General features: G+C 70.5%; 16 protein-coding genes. 7 read left to right on the top strand and 9 right to left on the bottom strand.

Annotated features, from left to right (window positions below; translation table 11 throughout):
- The first annotated feature begins 39 nt into the window (after positions 1–39).
- The 3 genes from A5706_RS30675 to A5706_RS30685 all read left to right on the top strand — a co-directional run bounded on the left by A5706_RS30675 (position 40) and on the right by A5706_RS30685 (position 2,663).
- Complete coding sequence (locus A5706_RS30675) at positions 40–699, top strand: hypothetical protein (RefSeq protein ID WP_068140028.1); 660 nt, start codon at positions 40–42, stop codon at positions 697–699.
- 35 nt (positions 700–734) lie between these two features.
- The gene (locus A5706_RS30680) at positions 735–2,264 is read left to right on the top strand and encodes a DNA polymerase Y family protein (protein ID WP_068140092.1); all 1,530 of its coding nucleotides are present in this window, start codon (positions 735–737) and stop codon (positions 2,262–2,264) included.
- A gap of 75 nt (positions 2,265–2,339) precedes the next feature.
- Positions 2,340–2,663, top strand: a complete 324-nt coding sequence (locus A5706_RS30685; RefSeq protein WP_068140032.1) for a hypothetical protein — start codon at positions 2,340–2,342, stop codon at positions 2,661–2,663.
- Here the strand turns inward: A5706_RS30685 and A5706_RS30690 are convergent.
- From A5706_RS30690 to A5706_RS30705, 4 genes are read right to left on the bottom strand one after another with little or no spacing between them, the layout of a single operon-like run.
- Positions 2,623–3,573 (bottom strand): nucleoside hydrolase, encoded by a 951-nt coding sequence (locus A5706_RS30690; RefSeq protein WP_068140034.1) that lies wholly within the window; start codon positions 3,571–3,573, stop codon positions 2,623–2,625. The two genes, A5706_RS30685 and A5706_RS30690, sit on opposite strands and share 41 nt — an antisense overlap.
- Positions 3,574–3,583: 10 nt before the next feature.
- Positions 3,584–4,321, bottom strand: coding sequence for a 2OG-Fe dioxygenase family protein (locus A5706_RS30695; RefSeq protein WP_082964753.1), 738 nt, complete (start codon positions 4,319–4,321; stop codon positions 3,584–3,586).
- Between the two features lie 42 nt (positions 4,322–4,363).
- Entirely contained in the window at positions 4,364–6,331 is a 1,968-nt protein-coding gene (locus A5706_RS30700; protein ID WP_068140037.1) for an SDR family oxidoreductase, read from the bottom strand.
- Between the two features lie 16 nt (positions 6,332–6,347).
- Positions 6,348–7,052: a histidine phosphatase family protein gene (locus tag A5706_RS30705; protein WP_068140041.1), complete on the bottom strand. Its 705-nt coding sequence runs from the start codon at positions 7,050–7,052 to the stop codon at positions 6,348–6,350.
- A gap of 82 nt (positions 7,053–7,134) precedes the next feature.
- Here A5706_RS30705 and A5706_RS30710 point away from each other — a divergent pair, with 82 nt between their 5' ends.
- Complete coding sequence (locus A5706_RS30710; RefSeq protein WP_068140043.1) at positions 7,135–8,004, top strand: MaoC family dehydratase; 870 nt, start codon at positions 7,135–7,137, stop codon at positions 8,002–8,004.
- Between the two features lie 48 nt (positions 8,005–8,052).
- Here A5706_RS30710 and otsB read toward each other — a convergent pair whose 3' ends face one another.
- Both otsB and A5706_RS30720 read right to left on the bottom strand, forming a co-directional pair.
- On the bottom strand, positions 8,053–9,165 hold the full coding sequence (gene otsB / locus A5706_RS30715; protein ID WP_082964754.1) for a trehalose-phosphatase: 1,113 nt from the start codon (positions 9,163–9,165) through the stop codon (positions 8,053–8,055).
- A gap of 41 nt (positions 9,166–9,206) precedes the next feature.
- Positions 9,207–10,532: a wax ester/triacylglycerol synthase domain-containing protein gene (locus A5706_RS30720; RefSeq protein WP_068140047.1), complete on the bottom strand. Its 1,326-nt coding sequence runs from the start codon at positions 10,530–10,532 to the stop codon at positions 9,207–9,209.
- Between the two features lie 168 nt (positions 10,533–10,700).
- On the opposite strand from A5706_RS30720, the gene A5706_RS30725 reads away from it, so the two are divergent.
- Both A5706_RS30725 and A5706_RS30730 read left to right on the top strand, forming a co-directional pair.
- Positions 10,701–14,009 carry an error-prone DNA polymerase gene (locus tag A5706_RS30725; RefSeq protein ID WP_068140048.1) on the top strand — a complete coding sequence of 1,103 codons (3,309 nt, stop codon included), beginning with the start codon at positions 10,701–10,703 and terminating at the stop codon, positions 14,007–14,009.
- Positions 14,010–14,154: 145 nt separating this feature from the next.
- The gene (locus tag A5706_RS30730; protein ID WP_068140051.1) at positions 14,155–14,493 is read left to right on the top strand and encodes a hypothetical protein; all 339 of its coding nucleotides are present in this window, start codon (positions 14,155–14,157) and stop codon (positions 14,491–14,493) included.
- A 68-nt stretch (positions 14,494–14,561) separates the two neighbouring features.
- On the opposite strand, the gene A5706_RS30735 is transcribed toward A5706_RS30730, so the two are convergent.
- On the bottom strand, positions 14,562–14,972 hold the full coding sequence (locus tag A5706_RS30735; protein ID WP_068140058.1) for a TIGR03667 family PPOX class F420-dependent oxidoreductase: 411 nt from the start codon (positions 14,970–14,972) through the stop codon (positions 14,562–14,564).
- A gap of 23 nt (positions 14,973–14,995) precedes the next feature.
- Between A5706_RS30735 and A5706_RS30740 the strand changes: the two genes are divergently transcribed.
- Positions 14,996–15,640, top strand: coding sequence for a nitroreductase family protein (locus tag A5706_RS30740; protein ID WP_068140062.1), 645 nt, complete (start codon positions 14,996–14,998; stop codon positions 15,638–15,640).
- A 1-nt stretch (position 15,641) separates the two neighbouring features.
- Here A5706_RS30740 and A5706_RS30745 read toward each other — a convergent pair whose 3' ends face one another.
- Both A5706_RS30745 and A5706_RS30750 read right to left on the bottom strand, forming a co-directional pair.
- Complete coding sequence (locus A5706_RS30745; protein WP_068140064.1) at positions 15,642–15,968, bottom strand: YciI family protein; 327 nt, start codon at positions 15,966–15,968, stop codon at positions 15,642–15,644.
- 30 nt (positions 15,969–15,998) lie between these two features.
- Positions 15,999–16,463, bottom strand: coding sequence for a tRNA (cytidine(34)-2'-O)-methyltransferase (locus tag A5706_RS30750; RefSeq protein ID WP_068140068.1), 465 nt, complete (start codon positions 16,461–16,463; stop codon positions 15,999–16,001).
- Positions 16,464–16,558: the final 95 nt, after the last annotated feature.

The raw sequence follows: 16,558 nt of genomic DNA on the forward strand, positions 1-16,558 counted from the left end.
GGCCAAAGCCGCGGTCATGACTGCCTCCTATTCGAATATATGTTCGATACATTTGCGAGTAAACACCCACCCTCCGATAACCGCGCTGAGCAGCTGGAATCTCTGCGCAGGCGGATGGCTGCAATGTCCGGGCGAGCCCCCGACCCGCTGCCGGATTCGGAATCCGTGGTGGCGCTCCCGCGGTGGCTGGCGGAGTCGCTGCCGGTGCCGTTGCCGCGCGGGACGGTGGCGGTGTGCTCGGGGGCCCGGTCGCTGCTGCTGAGCATGGTGGCCTCGGTGACGGCGGCCGGGGGCAACGTCGCCATCGTCGGCCAGCCGGACATCGGGCTGCTGGCCGCGGCGGAGATGGGGGCGGACCTGAGCCGGCTCGCGGTGATACCGGATCCCGGAACCGATCCGGTCGAGGTGGCCGCGGTGCTCATCGACGGCATGGACCTGGTGGTGCTTGGCCTGGGCGGGCGGCAGGTGTCGCACACCCGGGCGCGGGCGGTGGTGGCGCGGGCCCGCAACAAGGGGTGCACCCTGCTGGTCACCGACGGCGACTGGCAGGGGGCGCCGACGCGGCTCGCGGCCCGGGTCTGCGGTTATGAGATCACGGCGAACGGTCACCCGGGCTTCGGCCGGATCAGCCGGGTGCGGCTGCAGGTCAGCGGGGTGTGCGCGGGCAGGCGGGTGATCGGCCGGGCTCGGGCGGGGTGAGTCCCGTGGCATCCCGGGCCCTGGCGATCTGGTGCATGGACTGGCCGGCGGTCGCGGCGGCGGCCGCGGCGGACCTGCCCGCGACGGCCCCGGTCGCGGTCACGCTGGCCAACCGGGTGATCGCCTGCTCGTCGGCCGCCCGCGCGGCGGGAGTGCGGCGCGGGCTGCGACGACGGGAGGCGGCGGCGCGGTGCCCGCAGCTGCACGTCGTGCCGGCCGACGCCGACCGCGACGCCCGCTTCTTCGAACCGGTGATCGCCGCGGTGGACGACCTGGTGCCCCGCGCCGAGGTGCTGCGGCCCGGGCTCCTGGTGTTGCCGGTGCGCGGGGCGGCCCGCTACTTCGGGTCCGAGGAGCAGGCCGCCGAGCGGCTGATCGACGCGGTCGCCGTGGCCGGCGCCGAGTGCCAGGTGGGCATCGCCGACCAGTTGTCCACCGCGGTCTTCGCCGCGCGGGCGGGCCGGATCGTCGAGGCGGGGGGCGACGCGAGGTTCCTGTCGGTGCTGTCGATCCGGCAGCTCGCCACCGAGCCGAGTCTGTCCGGTCCGGGCCGAGAGGACTTGACGGATCTGTTGTGGCGGATGGGAATCCGCACCATCGGGCAGTTCGCCGCGCTGTCCAGGACCGACGTGGCCTCCCGGTTCGGCGCCGACGGGGTGGCCGCGCACCGGTTCGCCCGCGGCGAACCCGAGCGTGGGCCGTCCGGGCGCGAGCCGCCGCCGGAGCTCGAGGCCGTGCTGGATTGTGACCCGCCGATCGATCGGGTTGATGCCGCGGCCTTCGCCGGCCGCTTCCTGGCCGGCGCGCTGCATCAGGCGCTGATGGCCGCGGGGGTGGGCTGCACCCGGCTGGCCATCCACGCCGTCACCGCCAACGGTGAAGAGCTGCAACGGGTATGGCGGTGCGCCGAGCCGTTGACCGAGGACGCCACCGCCGACCGGGTGCGCTGGCAGCTGGACGGATGGTTGAGCAGCCGATCCGCGCGCACCCCGCGCCCGACCGCGCCGGTGACGCTGTTGCGGCTGCAGGCGGTGGAGGTGGTGTCCGCCGAGGCGCTGCAGTTGCCGCTGTGGGGTGGGCTCGGCGAGGAGGACAGGCTGCGGGCCCGCCGGGCGCTGGTGCGGGTGCAGGGCCTGCTCGGCCCGGAGGCGGTGCGGGTGCCGGTGCTGTCCGGCGGCCGGGGGCCCGCCGAACGCATCACGCTGACCCCGCTGGGCGACGAGCCGGTACCGCGCGCCGACCCGGGCCCGCCGTGGCCCGGTCAACTGCCCGAGCCGTCGCCGGCGGTGCTGCTGGACGACCCAGTGGATCTGCTTGATGCCCAAGGCAATCCGATACGCGTCACCGCCCGGGGGATGTTCTCGGCCGACCCCGCCCATCTGACCGTGCGCGGCCGAAACCAGGGGCTGCGCTGGTGGACCGGGCCGTGGCCGGTCGACGAGCGGTGGTGGGATCCAGACGCGAAGGGCCGCGCCGCCCGCGCCCAGATCTTGCTGGAGGACGAGCGGGCGTTTCTGCTGTGCTACCGCCAGCGGCGCTGGTATCTGGAGGGGGCCTACGAGTAGCGCTGCGACTCAATGTGTTCAAGCCTTCGGTACCGTGGTAGTCGAAGTCATTCGGTGTTCGGCGAAGGAGTAAGGATGGCGGCTGAAATCGGCCGGCAGGTCGACGACGTCCTCGCACGAAGCACGGGCGCTGTCCTCGAAGCTGCGCATGCGACGGTGCTCCACCTGAGCCGGATGATCGGCGCCGTGTCGGAGGCCGCGTCGAGGGCCGTATCAAAAGTCGGCAGCGAGGCCGATGACTTGGTCTGGTCCTACCGGCATGTCGCCGGCAACCGCCACCCGGCCCGCCGCGACGACGATGTGCCCGCAGAATTGACGGACGCGGGCCGTTCCGACAACCTGATCGACATCCGCACGGTCAGGCGAGCCCGCGCGCGAACGGCCCGACCCGCTCGATGAACCGCTCGAAGAACACCGAAGCGTCCACGTCAACACCGATCAGCGCATTGGCTTTTCGATCGCCCGACCAATCGGGGGTCGTCACGCCCCGGGTCGGGACATCCGCCAGCTCGATGTCCACCGTCGCCGCCCGGGTCGGTATCAGCTGCGGGTCCAGCGCCGCCGCGGCGGCCAGCGGGTCGTGCATGTAGGCGACGTAGCCGTGACCACGGACGTCGTGGGATTCGAAGTAGAACCGCATCGCGTCCTCGATCACCGGAATCAAGGGGGAGGGGCCCGACGCGTCCGCGAGCCGGGCCAGGATCTCCGGAGTCATCGCGACGCGCCGGGTGAGGTCCAGGCCGCAGACGATCGGAAGCCGTTGCTGCCCAGCCCAGCCGGCGAAGACCTCGCCGGCCGCCTCGGGATCCACCCGGATGTTCCACTCGGCCATCGGGTTTATGTCGCCGCCGAACGAGCCGCCCATGATCACCAGCCGTCGCAGCAGCGCCGGCAGCGCGGGTTCGGCGCGCAGCGCGAGCGCCAGGTTGGTCAGCGGGCCGGTGACCAGCCCGATCAGCTCCCCGGGATGGGCGCGCGCCGCGGCCACCCACGCCTCGGTGGCGTCGTGGTCGGTGAGCCGCCGGTCGGTGCGGGGGAGCTCGGCATAGCCTAAACCGTTGGGGCCGTGGAACTTCGAGTGATGGGGCCACCGGCCGCACAGCGGGTCGTCGGCGCCCTTGGACACGGGTACGGCCGGGGACCGGCACAATTCGAGCAAGCGCAGGTTGTTTTCGCAGACCTGCTCGACGTGGATGTTGCCGCCGGTCGATGCGATGCCCACCACGTCGGCGTCGGCGCTGGCCAGCAGGTAGATCAATGCCATGGCGTCGTCGATGCCGGTGTCGACGTCGACGAAGATGGCGTTCACCGCCGTGAGTTTACGGCCAGGCCGACGCGAACGTGATCACCAGGACGTCGCGCTGCGCCGGCCCGGAGCCGTCGATCGGCCGGATCGGCGACACCGCGTGCAGGGTGCGGCGGTCGTCGCCCAGCATCAGCGTCCCTGGCTCGGCCAGCGTCGTCGCCAGCAGCTGCCGACCGTCGAGGTCGCACACCGTGCTCTCGCCGCCGATGGCGTTGCGCCGACCGATCAAGAGCGAGCTGACCAGCGTGACGCCGTCGCGGTGCAGGCCCTCGGGCGTCGGACTGCCGTCATCGTCCGCGCAGCATCGGATGCGAAACGGGTGCACCTTGACGTTCCAGTCGGCCACGTTGTCCAGGACGGCAGCCACCCGGGCCAGCAGCCCGATCACCTTGTGCAGCAGGGGATCCGCGGCGAACGCGTCGGTCAGCGGCTCGAACTCGCGGTCCTTGCCGACGTAGAGCGGGTTGGAGTCCTGCGGCTGGACGAACGCGAGCTTCGGCATCGGGCACAGCACGCCGTCGCGAAACGAGTACTGGCCGTAGCGGCGCAGCCGCCGCACCCCCAGCTCCGCCGCGTAGGGGTCGGGCGCCAGCTGCCGCCAATGCCGGGCGAACCGCGTCCACTCTTCGCGACCGACCTCGAGGCTGCGCGTCACGTCGAATGACGGCAGCACGGCGACGCCGGTCGTGGCGACGAGCCGGCCCGCGGCGGCCACCGGGTCGGCGTCCGTCCGCTTTTCGCAAAGGACCATCGCGCCGGAATACCGCAAACCGGCTGGGCTAAAACCCCGGGTTTACCAGTGCACTCCGGGCATCAGTCGCACCAGCCGTTTGACCGGTCGCGGGGTGCGGATCCCGGCGGTGACGGCGCGCGCCGGGCGCTTCGGCCGGCGGTTCGGCACCTTCGTCGGCGCAGTGGCTTCGGTGGGTAGCCCGCGGGCCGCGGCGGAATCCGGGTAGCCGAGGTAGAGCTGGTGCAGGATGCGCCGCGACGTCCTCGGCGCGAAGTAGTTGCCGGCCTCGGCCAGCGTGCCCAGCGGGGTGTCGATGCGGGCCGGCTTGTCGACGAGGCCGCGCACCACCATCGCCGCCGCGCGCTCGGGGCTGATCGCGGGAACCGGGTTGAGCCGGTGCGACGGCGCGATCATGGGCGTGCGGACCAGCGGCATGTGGATGTTGGTGAACGTGATGTGGTCGGACAGCGTCTCCGACCCGACGACGTCGGCGAACGCGTCGAGCGCCGCCTTGGTCGGCAGGTACGAGCTGTATTTGGGGTTGCGGGCCTGCACGCCCGCGCTGGACACGTTGACCACGTGACCGAAGCGCCGCTCGCGCCAGTGCGGCAGTAACGCCAGCACCATGCGCACCGCGCCGAAGTAGTTGACCGCCATCACCCGCTCGTAGTCGTGCAGCCGGTCGGTTGAGTTGACCACGGAGCGCCGGATCGACCGGCCGGCGTTGTTGACCAGGTAGTCGACGTGGTCGAAGCGGCCCAGGATGTCCTTGATGGTGTGCTCGACCGACGCGGAATCGGTGACGTCGCAGGCGAACGCGTGCGCCTGCCCGCCGCCCGCGCGGATCTCGGCGACCAGCTCGTCGAGCGCGTCGGCGTTGCGGGCCAGCGCGAACACCGTCGCACCCCGCTCGGCGACGGCGATCGCCGACGCCCGCCCGATGCCGCTGGACGCGCCGGTGATGATGACGTGCCGGCCGTGCAGGGGGCCCCTCGGATCGTCGCGCCGCGCCCGGTCGGGGTCGAGGTGCTCGGCCCAGTATCGCCACAACCTGGGCGCGTAGCTGGCGAACTCCGGAGCTTCGATTCCGGTGCCCTGCAACGCCTTTCGGGTCTGGTCGCTGAGAAATGTGGGCCTCAGGTCGACGGCGTCGAAGACCTCGGCGGGGATCCCGAGCTGGGTGGCCGCCATGTTGCGTAGCACCCTGGCGCGCCCGCGCACCTTGAGCACCGGCGCGGCCACCGAGCCGGGCAGCGACCCGCGCATCGGCGGCAGGCCCGCCTCCTTGGCGACGCCGCGGTAAATGCCGCGCAACCCAACGGTTTTGGGAGCGGTCAGGTGGAACGTCCGGCCGTCGCACCCCTCGGCGCGCATGAGCGCCACCAGGGCGTCGACCACGTAGTCGACCGGGACGATGTTGGCGCGCCCCGTGTCGGGCAGCACGATCGGGGTGAACTTGGGAAGTGCCGCCAGCTTGGCCAGGACGCCGAAAAAGTGGTACGGCCCGTCGACCTTGTCCATCTCGCCGGTCACCGAATCGCCCACCACGACCGCCGGGCGATAGACGCGGTAGCGCAGTCCGGGCGTCGAGCGCACCAGCGACTCGGCCTCGAACGTCGTCCGCTGATAGGGAGTCGGCAGCTGCTGGCCGACGTCGAAGTCGTCCTCGGTGTACTCACCGCCAAAGTCGCCCGCCACGGCGATCGACGAGACGTGGTGCAGCGTGGCGCCCAGCCGCGTCGCCAGCTCGATGACCGCCCGGGTCCCGTCGGCGTCGACCGTCGCGCAGTGCACCAGGTGATCGACATGGCCCAGCTCGGCCAAGGTCTCCTCGGTCAGGCCCAGCTCCGGCAGCTCGCCGACCAGCGGCTTGACCCGTTCGCCCCAATCGGCGGCCAGGCGTTCGAACCGTCCCAGCGACCGGCGGCGGGCCAGCACCCACACCTGCGCATCGGGCTCGGTGGCTAGCAGACGAGAGACGACGCGGCGCCCGAGAAACCCGGTACCGCCGGTAACGACATACCGCATTCGGCCATGGTAGCGGTCAGCCGCTGAAGTTGCGGATCCCGTCCCAATCCTCGAGCGTCCAGCCGGTCGCCGGGTTGCCGCTGATCACCACGCGGCCGGTGTTGGGCAGCGGGTGGCTGGTGCGCAGGCTGTCCTTGGCGTTCTTCACGTTCATCAGCACCCAGTACTCGATGGAGTAGAGGTGCGCGAACACCACCGGCTTGCTGTGACCGCTGTCGTAGATCTTCTGCACCGCACCGGTGAACCGGTCGTTGAACTCCTTGCCGGAGATCGAGCCGGGGATGCTGTTCTGGGTGTCACCGGCCAGCCAGTCCGCCGGGGCCAGCAGATACGTCGTCGGATCCATCGAGATCGGCTTGCCCTCGAACCAGCCGGCGTTGATTTCCTGGATGCCCGGCAGCACTTCGACCTGCTTGCCGAGTTCGGCGGCCAGCGGGGCGGCGGTCTGCTGGGCCCTCGTCATGGTCGAGGCGTACACGGCGTCGTAGTGCTCGCGGCCGAGCTGATGCGCGACCTGCTCGGCCTGGGCCTTGCCCTCCGGGCTCAGGCCGGGACCCGGCACGCTCGTGTCGATGATCCCGCTGGCGTTGGCCTCCGACTGCGCATGCCGGATGAACGTGATCGTGATGCTGCGCACCTGTGGTGACCCGCCGCAGGCGCCGACGATCATCACCGCGGCGAGCGCGGCCACGAATTTCCAGGACATGCTCCCCTTGCGCATGTCGATAGCCTGCCCTGCCGACGGTGCCGGGGGGAAGGGTTTGCGATGGTTAGGTGCAGAAAATCCTCGAAAGGAGCCCCCTATGGCGATTGACCCGAGTGCGGTCGGCGCGGTGAGCGACCCCATGCTGTTCGAGTGGACGGACCGGGAGACGCTGCTTTACGCGCTCGGCGTCGGTTGCGGCACCGACGACCTGTCGTTCACCACCGAGAACAGCCATGACATCACCCAGCAGGTGCTGCCCACCTACGCGGTGATCTGCTGCCCGGCCTTCGGGGCGGCGGGCAAGATCGGAACGTTCAACTGGGCCATGCTCTTACACGGATCGCAGGGCGTCCGGCTGCACGCGCCGCTGCCGCCCGCGGGGAAGCTGTCGGTGGTCTCCGAGGTCACCGACATTCAGGACAAGGGCGAGGGCAAGAACGCGGTCGTGATGCTGCGCGCCCGCGGCACCGACCCGGATTCGGGGACGCTGATCGCCGAAACGACGACCACCTTCGTCGTGCGCGGCGCGGGCGGTTTCGGGGGAGTGCCCGGCCAGCGGCCGGTCGCGCCGGAGATCCCCGACCGCGAGCCCGACGCGCGCCTCCCGCTGCCCACCCGCGAGGACCAGGCGCTGATCTACCGGCTCTCCGGCGACCGCAACCCGCTGCACAGCGACCCGTGGTTCGCCCGCGAGCTGGCGGGCTTCCCCAAGCCGATCCTGCACGGGCTCTGCAGCTACGGGGTGGCGGGCCGCGCGCTGGTCGCCGAGCTGGGCAAGGGGGTGGCCGCCAACGTCACCTCGATCGACGCCCGGTTCAGCTCGCCGGTGTTCCCCGGCGAGACGCTGACCACGCTGGTCTGGCGGACGGAGCCCGGCAAGGCGGTGTTCCGCACCGAGGCTTCCGGCGCCGAAGGCAACCCCGCCCGAGTGGTGCTCGACGACGGCGCCGTGGAGTACACGGGCTAGCCCGTGAAGCCTAGCGCTCGACCAGCGGTCACCAGGCCCAGGTGATGGCTATGTCCGCGCGCTCGCCAACCGCTCCGCCAGCCGGTCGGTGAACTCGGCGGCCTGCGCGGGAGTATCCAGCGCGTAGAGCGCTGCGGTGGCGCGGTCACCGTCCTCGTTGTGCCGCACCAGGATCGGGACACCGTCCGCGCGGACGGTGTCGAACGCGTCCTCGTCGGTGATGTCGTCGCCGAGATACATCGGCACCAGGGGGCCGGCCTCGCTCAGGTGCTCGAGCACCCAGCGGAGGGTCTTTCCCTTGTCCCAGTCCATGTCCGGGCGCAGCTCGATGACCTCGCGGCCGGTGGTCACCCGAAGCGCGTCGCGCCGGCCCGCCGCGTGCACGGCCGCGATAACCGAACCGACGCGATCGCGGGCGGCGTTGCGGTAGTGCACCGCGACGCCGAAACGCTTGTGCTCCACCACAACACCGGGAATGGACCCGAGCTTGTCGCGCAGCTCGGCGGCCGCCTGTTCGAGCACCGGCACGGCCGCCGCCGCGTCCTCGTTCTGGTGGTGCGTCCCGTCGGGCGCGGTCAGCTCGAAGCCGTGGCTGCCGGCATACCAGATGCCGGGCACGCCCAGGCGCTGCCTCACGTCGGCGAGGTCGCGCCCGGACAGCACCGCCACCGGGCACTGCGCGGCCAGCTTCCCCAGCGCCTCGACCGCGCCGGCTACCGGCCTCGCGGCGTCCGGGTCGTTGACGATCTCGGACAGCGTTCCGTCGAAGTCGTAGAACACGGCCGGTCGGTGGGCGGCCAGGGCGCCGAGCGCCTCCAGCGCGTCCGGCAGCTCCGACATCCGGCGGTCCCCGGTGCGCACCGCGATCTGGTCGAGGTCGTCGACGACCGCGTCGGCGTCAACCGCCGGGCCGACGCTGATGACGAACGCGAAGCCCTGCTCGCGCGCCGCCCGGACGACGGCCGGGTCGCTGGTGATGACGACCGTCCGGCCCGACCGCACGCCCGCACGCACGAGATCTTCGCCCGGCGAGAAGACGCCGGTGTCGACGCCGGCATCCCGCAATTGCCCGACCAGTGCCTCGGTGGACCCCAACGCGGCGTCGAACAGCACCGCGTCGTGACGGCGCGGGTCGATGGTGACCGGCTCCAAGGTGGGCACCGACCAACGATCTCACGCGTGCCGAGACCGCCGGGGCCGGGTCAGCGAAGCGACGACGGGTGCGCCCGCAGCGACCGGCTCGGAAACGCGCGGGCCTTGCTGCGGCGTCGACGGTCCTTGCTGAACAGCAACACCGAGTCCTGGCTCAGCGCCACCAGCCGCGCCACACCCAATTCGATGCCGGCGGCCAGCTGCTTGACGTCGGCCGCGGCGTCGTATTCGCCGGTGATGCCGAACACCACCTCGTCACCGTAGCTGAGCACGCCCACCCCGGTGCTCAGCCGCACGGCGGTCGGGGGAATCGGCAGGAAGCGCTCCAGCGTCCGGCCCATCAGCCGCAGCTGGTGGCGGGGACCGGGTGAGTTGGTTGCCAGCGTCACGGGCGCGCGTTGCGGCAACCGCGCCAGTAGTTGGATCACGTTGCTGCGCAACATCGTCGGCAATATGTTGAGCGCCGACTCGACGAGGCCGGGCTCGTCGGTGTGCTTGGCCTTCTGGGCTTTCCAAAGGTCGTGCACCGCCCGCAACAGCTGCACGGGGTCCTCGTGCTCGACGGGCAGATAGGGCAGCATGGCCGATCGCATCGGCATCGGCACCAGGGTGCGCAGCGAGTCGGCCCGCGGTTGTTCGCCGCGGCCCAGCAGGACCGTACGGAAGCCCTCGGTGATGGCCGCGAGCGCAACGTCGTTGACGGTCACCCCGAATTTGCGGCACACGCGGTCGACGTCGGCGCGCGGCACCCGCACGGTGCCGTACTTACGCATGGTGGTGACCGCTCCGACTGCAGGCCGCGCCGCCGGCCACATCGCCCCGACGAGGGAGTCCGCCAGCCCCACAGCCCGCCCGAGCGCGTCGGCCCAGCCGCGCTTGTCGTCCTGCGTCGGCGAAACCCCTTTCGGGCCGGCGTTATTGGCGAACGTGTCGCGGTCGGCGTCGTCGCAAAGCCGGGTGAGCAGGTGGGCAGCGGAGTGGCCGTCGGCCAGCCAGTGATGGACCTTCATCAGGATCGCCCACCGGTTGCCCCGCAGCCCTTCGATGACCCAGCACTCCCACAGCGGACGGTCCAGGTCGAGGGGGCGCTCCAGGGCATGGGCGATGGCCCGCGACAATTCGGCGTCATCGCCGGGTCGCCGAACCACCACCCGGCGCACGTGATGGGCGAAATCGAGTCCCGGGCAGTCGATCCACTCGAAGTCCTGGGTTCGCAGTACCTGCGTGCACCTTGGAATCGACGGAAGTCGTTGCGCCAGAAGATCTTTCAGCAGTTCGTCGTCAGGAGCGGGCCCGTCGACGATGGCGACCGCCCCGATCGCCAGGCTGGCATGCTGATCGGGGAACGCCGTGTCCAGTGTCTTCACCTGCGCCATGCTCAAGTCCCCGCCGTCGATTTTTGATCTTGTACCAGTATCTGCGCCGCAGGTTATGCCCGGTAGGCCCCGCGGCGTTAAGACCTTGTTTAGGAGTTGAAGATCCGTTTAACAACCGTTGTCCTGAGCCGTGGTAAAATCGAACATACATTCGATAGACTGTTGGTCATGGGTTGGTTTAACGGGCCGCCGAGCTGGGCGGAAATGGAGCGGGTGCTCGACGGCAAGCCGCGCCACGCCGGCGCGCCGGCGGACCCGCCCGAGGACGCCCCGTTGTCGCGCAGGCGCGGGACGTACCAGCCGCCCGATGACACCCGGCCGGCCCGCTCGTCCGTCCCGTATGCCGAGCTGCACGCGCACTCGGCGTTCAGCTTCCTCGACGGCGCCAGCACCCCCGAGGAGATGGTGGAGGAGGCCGCCCGGCTGGACCTGCGCGCCCTGGCGCTGACCGACCACGACGGCCTGTACGGGGCGGTGCGGTTCGCCGAGGCGGCGGCCGAACTCGAGCTGCGCACCGTCTTCGGCGCCGAACTCTCGCTGGGGCCGGGCGCCCGCACCGAGCAGCCCGACCCGCCCGGCCCGCACCTGCTGGTGCTGGCCCGCGGCCCGGAGGGTTACCGGCGGCTGTCACGGCAGCTGGCCGCCGCGCACCTGGCCGGCGGGGAGAAGGGCAAGCCGCGCTACGACATCGACGCGCTGACCGAGGCCGCCGGCGGCCACTGGCACATCCTGACCGGATGCCGCAAAGGCCATGTGCGCCAGGCGCTTTACCAGGGCGGCCCGGACGCGGCGGAGCGGGCACTAGCCGACCTGGTCGACCGGTTCGGCGCGCACCGGGTCAGCGTCGAGCTGACCCAACACGGTCACCCGCTCGACGACGAACGCAACGCCGCGCTGGCCGGGATCGCGCCACGCTTCGGCGTCGGGGTCGTCGCCACCACCGGGGCGCATTTCGCGGATCCGTCGCGCGGGCGGCTGGCCATGGCGATGGGCGCCATCCGGGCCCGGGAATCCCTGGATTCGGCCGCCGGGTGGCTCGCCCCGCTGGGCGGCTCACACCTGCGATCCGGCGAGGAGATGGCAAGGCTGTTCGGGCATGTGCCTCTGGGGGGCCCCGATGCGGTGACGGCCGCCGCCGAGCTCGGCGAGCAGTGCGCGTTCGGGCTGGCGCTCATCGCGCCGCAGCTGCCGCCGTTCGACGTGCCCGCCGGGCACACCGAGGACAGCTGGCTGCGGCAGCTGACCATGGCCGGGGCGCGCGAGCGCTACGGGCTCCCGGAATCGGCGCCGCGCGCCTACGCCCAGATCGAGCACGAGCTGAAAGTCATTGCGCACCTGACGTTTCCGGGCTACTTCCTGGTGGTGCACGACATCGCCCGGTTCTGCCGGGAGAACAACATCCTGTGCCAGGGCCGGGGATCGGCGGCCAATTCCGCGGTCTGCTACGCCCTCGGGGTCACCGCGGTGGATCCGGTGGCCAACGAGCTGTTGTTCGAGCGCTTCCTGTCGCCGGCCCGCGACGGGCCGCCCGACATCGACATGGACATCGAATCGGACCAGCGCGAGAAGGTCATCCAGTACGTCTACGACAAGTACGGCCGGGACTACGCCGCCCAGGTCGCCAACGTCATCACCTACCGGGGCCGGATCGCGGTGCGCGACATGGCCCGCGCCCTGGGCTTTTCGCAGGGGCAGCAAGACGCGTGGAGCAAGCAGATCAGCCACTGGAACGGGCTTGGCCCCAATTCAAATGACCCAGCACCCGACATCGAGGACATCCCGGAGCAGGTGATCGATCTGGCCAACCAGATCCGGAACCTGCCGCGGCACATGGGCATCCATTCCGGCGGCATGGTGATCTGCGATCGCCCCATCGCCGACGTGTGTCCGGTGGAGTGGGCGCGCATGGAGAACCGCAGCGTCCTGCAATGGGACAAGGACGACTGCGCGGCAATCGGTTTGGTGAAGTTCGACCTGCTCGGCCTGGGCATGCTCTCGGCGCTGCACTACGCCATCGACCTGGTGGCCGAGCACAAGGGGATCGAGGTCGACCTGGCCCGCCTCGACCTCTCCGAGCCGGCGGTGTACGAGATGCTGTGGCGCGCCGATTCCGTCGGCGTGTTCCAGGTGGAGTCGCGGGCCCAGATGGCCACCCTGCCAAGGCTGAAGCCGCGGGTGTTCTACGACCTGGTGGTGGAGGTCGCGCTGATCCGCCCCGGGCCCATCCAGGGCGGGTCGGTGCACCCCTACATCCGCCGGCGCAACGGCGTCGACCCGGTCGTCTACGACCACCCGTCGATGGAGCCGGCATTGCGAAAGACGCTGGGGGTGCCGCTTTTTCAGGAACAGCTGATGCAGCTCGCCGTCGACTGTGCCGGCTTTTCCGCCGCGGAGGCCGACCAGCTGCGCCGCGCCATGGGCTCCAAGCGCTCGACCGAGCGGATGCGACGGCTGCGCGGCCGGTTCTACGACGGCATGCGCGAACTGCACGGCGCACCCGACGACGTGATCGACCGGACCTACGAAAAGCTGGAAGCCTTCGCCAATTTCGGGTTCCCCGAAAGCCACGCGCTGTCCTTCGCGTCGCTGGTGTTCTACTCGTCGTGGTTCAAGCTGCACTACCCGGCGGCGTTCTGCGCGGCGCTGCTGCGCGCGCAGCCGATGGGCTTCTACTCGCCGCAGTCGCTGGTGGCCGACGCGCGCCGGCACGGCGTGACGGTGTACGGCCCGGACGTCAACGCCAGCCTCGCGCACGCCACCCTCGAGAACGCCGGGACGGAGGTCCGGCTCGGTCTGGGTGCCGTCCGCCACATCGGCGACGACCTCGCCGAGCGGCTGGTCGACGAGCGAAACGCCAACGGCCCGTTCGTATCTCTGCTGGACCTGACGACCCGGCTGCAGCTGTCCGTGCCACAGACCGAGGCGCTGGCCACGGCGGGGGCGCTGGGCTGCTTCGGCATGTCCCGGCGCGAGGGGCTCTGGGCGGCCGGGGCCGCCGCCACCCAACGCCCTGACCGGTTACCCGGCGTGGGCTCGTCGTCGCACATCCCGGCGCTGCCGGGGATGAGCGAGCTGGAGCTGGCCGCCGCCGACGTGTGGGCCACCGGCATCTCCCCGGACAGCTACCCGACGCAGTTCCTGCGGGAGGACCTGGACGCGATGGGCGTGGTGCCCGCCGACGCGCTGGGATCGGTGCCCGACGGCGACCGCGTCCTGATCGCCGGCGCGGTGACCCACCGGCAGCGGCCCGGGACGGCCCAGGGCGTGACGTTTATCAACCTCGAGGACGAGACCGGGATGGTCAACGTGCTCTGCACGCCGGGAGTGTGGGCGCGCCACCGCAAGCTGGCCAACACCGCGCCCGCGCTGCTGATCCGCGGGCAGGTGCAAAACGCCAGCGGCGCCGTCACCGTCGTGGCCGAGCGGCTGGGCCGCATCACCCTGGCGGTCGGCTCGAAGTCGCGCGACTTCCGCTGAGCCGCTTAGCGTCGAACGTGGACTGGCCGCGCGGTTTTGGCCGTCGTTGTGCTCTTGCGCGGAAAGGCACACAGCAAATCCGGCGCGTCGTAAGCTATTCGAAAAGATCGCTTGGAATCGGCTGTATTGGCGCAAGGGAGTCGAAATGAAATTCAAGCCCGTTCGCCACGGCGCCGCGATATTGGGTTGTGCTGCGGCGCTTGTTCTTTCCCCCGCGGTGGCCAGCGCCGATCCGCCTGACCCGCACCAGCCGGACATGACGAAGGGCTTCTGCCCGGGTGGTCGATGGGGTTACGGCAATTTGGCCGTGTGCGACGGCGAGAAGTACCCCGACGGGTCGTTTTGGCACCAGTGGATGAAAACCTGGATAGTCGGCCCGCAATTTTATTACGACTGCGTCGGCGGGGACGAGCCCCTTCCGGGGCCGCCGCCGCCCGGCGGCTGCGGCGGGGCGATTCCGCCCGGGGGGCCGCCCCCGCCCTGATCTCGGGGTCAGCCGGCTGGTGGCGAGATTTCCACCGTGGGTGCACGTTCGGCGAAGCCAAGTCGGCTTCAGCCCGTCGGCGTCGTCCACACCTTCGTGGGCGTGATCTTCAGTCGGGTGCTGTAGCTGGCCATCGCGTCGGTCAGGCCGAATCTCGCCGCCGCGTCACGGTACTTGGCCCAGTACGGCTCGTCGTCGCGGCAGTCCACGTCGGTGGCGTCCACCCTCGCGGTGCCGCCGATGACGATGATTCCGCCGCCGTTGCCGTCGGAATCGAGGTTCAGGCTCACCTCGGGGTGCGCCTTGATGTGGGCGACCTTGGCCGCCCGCGGCGTGGAATAGACCGTCAGGTCGGTGCCGTCAAAGTAGAACCAGATCAGCCGCGGGACCGGTTGCCCGGACTTCGCGACCGTCGTCAGCCAGCCATATTGATCCGACGTCAGCCTGTCGGAAACCTCTTGTGTCAGTTCGACGCTCATGGACCCGAATGTAGTCTCCACACATGACCCTCAACCTGTCCGTCGACGAAGTCCTCACCACCACCCGCTCGGTGCGCAAGCGCCTCGACTTCGACAAGCCGGTCGGCCGCGAGGTGCTGATGGAATGCCTCGACCTGGCGCTGCAGGCACCCACCGGCTCCAACTCGCAGGGCTGGCAGTGGGTATTCGTCGAGGACGCCGAGAAGAAGAAGGCGATCGGCGAGATCTACCTGGCCAACGCCCGCGGCTACCTCGCCGCGCCGGGAGCCCAGTACGCCGAGGGCGACACCCGCGGCGAGCGGATGGGCAAGGTCCGTGATTCGGCGACCTACCTCGCCGAGCACATGGGCGAGGCGCCGGTCCTGATGATCCCCTGCATCGAGGGCCGCGAGGACAAGTCACCGCTGGGCGGCGTGTCGTTCTGGGCGTCGCTGTTTCCCGCGGTGTGGAGCTTCTGCCTGGCGCTGCGGTCGCGGGGCCTGGGCACCTGCTGGACGACGCTGCACCTGCTGCGCGACGGCGAAAAGCAGGCCGCCGAGGTGCTCGGCATCCCGTACGACCAATACAGCCAGGGCGGGCTGTTCCCGATCGCCTACACCAAGGGCACCGACTTCCGGCCGGCCAAGCGCCTGCCCGCCGAGCAGCTCACGCACTGGAACAGCTGGTAAGTCAGCTCGAAAGCGGCCACACCTCGACGACGCCGTGCGCGACGGCACAGGGCGTTTGGCTCACCCGCTCGATCGCCGCGTCGAGGCTCTCGGCCTCCAGCACCATGAACCCGGCGATCGGCAGCACCGATTGCAGGTACGGCCCGGGCTCCGTCCGCACGCCGGAGCCCTCCGGGTTGCGCACCTGGACCGGGGGTCCCGCAATTCCGATGAGCGCTCCCGCCACGCGCAGGGCGTCGTCGCGCGCGTGCGCGGCCGCCTTGCATTCGTCGCTGACGCGGTCGTATCCCGCCGTGTCCCCATAACCGATCGTGATGAAGGTAGCCATATCGATGCTGACCCGCGCGCGGCCCGGAACTCACCGCGCGCCGGCGTACCCGTTCTGCCGCCAGGCCTCGTAGACCGCGATCGCGGCCGCGTTGGACAGGTTGAGCGAGCGCCGGCCCGCCAGCATCGGGATGCGCACCTGCCGGGTGATGTGCGGGTCGGCCAGGGTCGCCGCGTCCAGCCCGTCGGGTTCCGGCCCGAACATCAACACGTCGCCGGCGTGGTAGTCGACGTCGGCGAACGAAGTCGTCGCGTGCGCGGTGAAGGCGATCACCCGCTTCGGCGCCAGCGCCTGCCAGGCTGCACGCAGCGACGCGTGCACGGTGACCGACGCGAGGTCGTGATAGTCCAGGCCGGCCCGCCGCAGCTTGGGCTCGGACAGGTCGAAGCCGAGGGGCTCGACGAGGTGCAATTCGGCGCCGGTGGCGGCCGCGGTCCGGATGGCGTTGCCGGTGTTGGGAGCGATGCGCGGGGTGACAAACATCAGCCGGAACATCTGCCGATCATGACAGGCCAATTTGTTTGCCAGACTTGCATCCCCGTGCGCGAGCCAACCTTGGAGGGCTCTGCGTACTCAGTAGGAATTGTGGA

Origin of the sequence: Mycobacterium sp. E796, assembly GCF_001672815.1 — a bacterium.
In the GTDB taxonomy this organism is placed as follows: Bacteria; Actinomycetota; Actinomycetes; order Mycobacteriales; family Mycobacteriaceae; genus Mycobacterium.

Excerpts from the sequence above, each read along its gene's own strand:
- A5706_RS30720 (WP_068140047.1), bottom strand. The coding sequence starts at position 10,532 with ATGGCGCAGGTGAAGACACTGGACACGGCGTTCCCCGATCAGCATGCC.
- A5706_RS30695 (WP_082964753.1), bottom strand. The coding sequence starts at position 4,321 with ATGGTCCTTTGCGAAAAGCGGACGGACGCCGACCCGGTGGCCGCCGCG.
- A5706_RS30700 (WP_068140037.1), bottom strand. The coding sequence starts at position 6,331 with ATGCGGTATGTCGTTACCGGCGGTACCGGGTTTCTCGGGCGCCGCGTC.
- A5706_RS30745 (WP_068140064.1), bottom strand. The coding sequence starts at position 15,968 with ATGGCTACCTTCATCACGATCGGTTATGGGGACACGGCGGGATACGAC.
- A5706_RS30710 (WP_068140043.1), top strand. The coding sequence starts at position 7,135 with ATGGCGATTGACCCGAGTGCGGTCGGCGCGGTGAGCGACCCCATGCTG.
- A5706_RS30685 (WP_068140032.1), top strand. The coding sequence starts at position 2,340 with ATGGCGGCTGAAATCGGCCGGCAGGTCGACGACGTCCTCGCACGAAGC.
- A5706_RS30680 (WP_068140092.1), top strand. The coding sequence starts at position 735 with ATGGACTGGCCGGCGGTCGCGGCGGCGGCCGCGGCGGACCTGCCCGCG.
- A5706_RS30750 (WP_068140068.1), bottom strand. The coding sequence starts at position 16,463 with ATGTTCCGGCTGATGTTTGTCACCCCGCGCATCGCTCCCAACACCGGC.
- A5706_RS30705 (WP_068140041.1), bottom strand. The coding sequence starts at position 7,052 with ATGCGCAAGGGGAGCATGTCCTGGAAATTCGTGGCCGCGCTCGCCGCG.
- A5706_RS30730 (WP_068140051.1), top strand. The coding sequence starts at position 14,155 with ATGAAATTCAAGCCCGTTCGCCACGGCGCCGCGATATTGGGTTGTGCT.
- A5706_RS30675 (WP_068140028.1), top strand. The coding sequence starts at position 40 with ATGTTCGATACATTTGCGAGTAAACACCCACCCTCCGATAACCGCGCT.
- A5706_RS30740 (WP_068140062.1), top strand. The coding sequence starts at position 14,996 with ATGACCCTCAACCTGTCCGTCGACGAAGTCCTCACCACCACCCGCTCG.
- A5706_RS30725 (WP_068140048.1), top strand. The coding sequence starts at position 10,701 with ATGGGTTGGTTTAACGGGCCGCCGAGCTGGGCGGAAATGGAGCGGGTG.
- A5706_RS30735 (WP_068140058.1), bottom strand. The coding sequence starts at position 14,972 with ATGAGCGTCGAACTGACACAAGAGGTTTCCGACAGGCTGACGTCGGAT.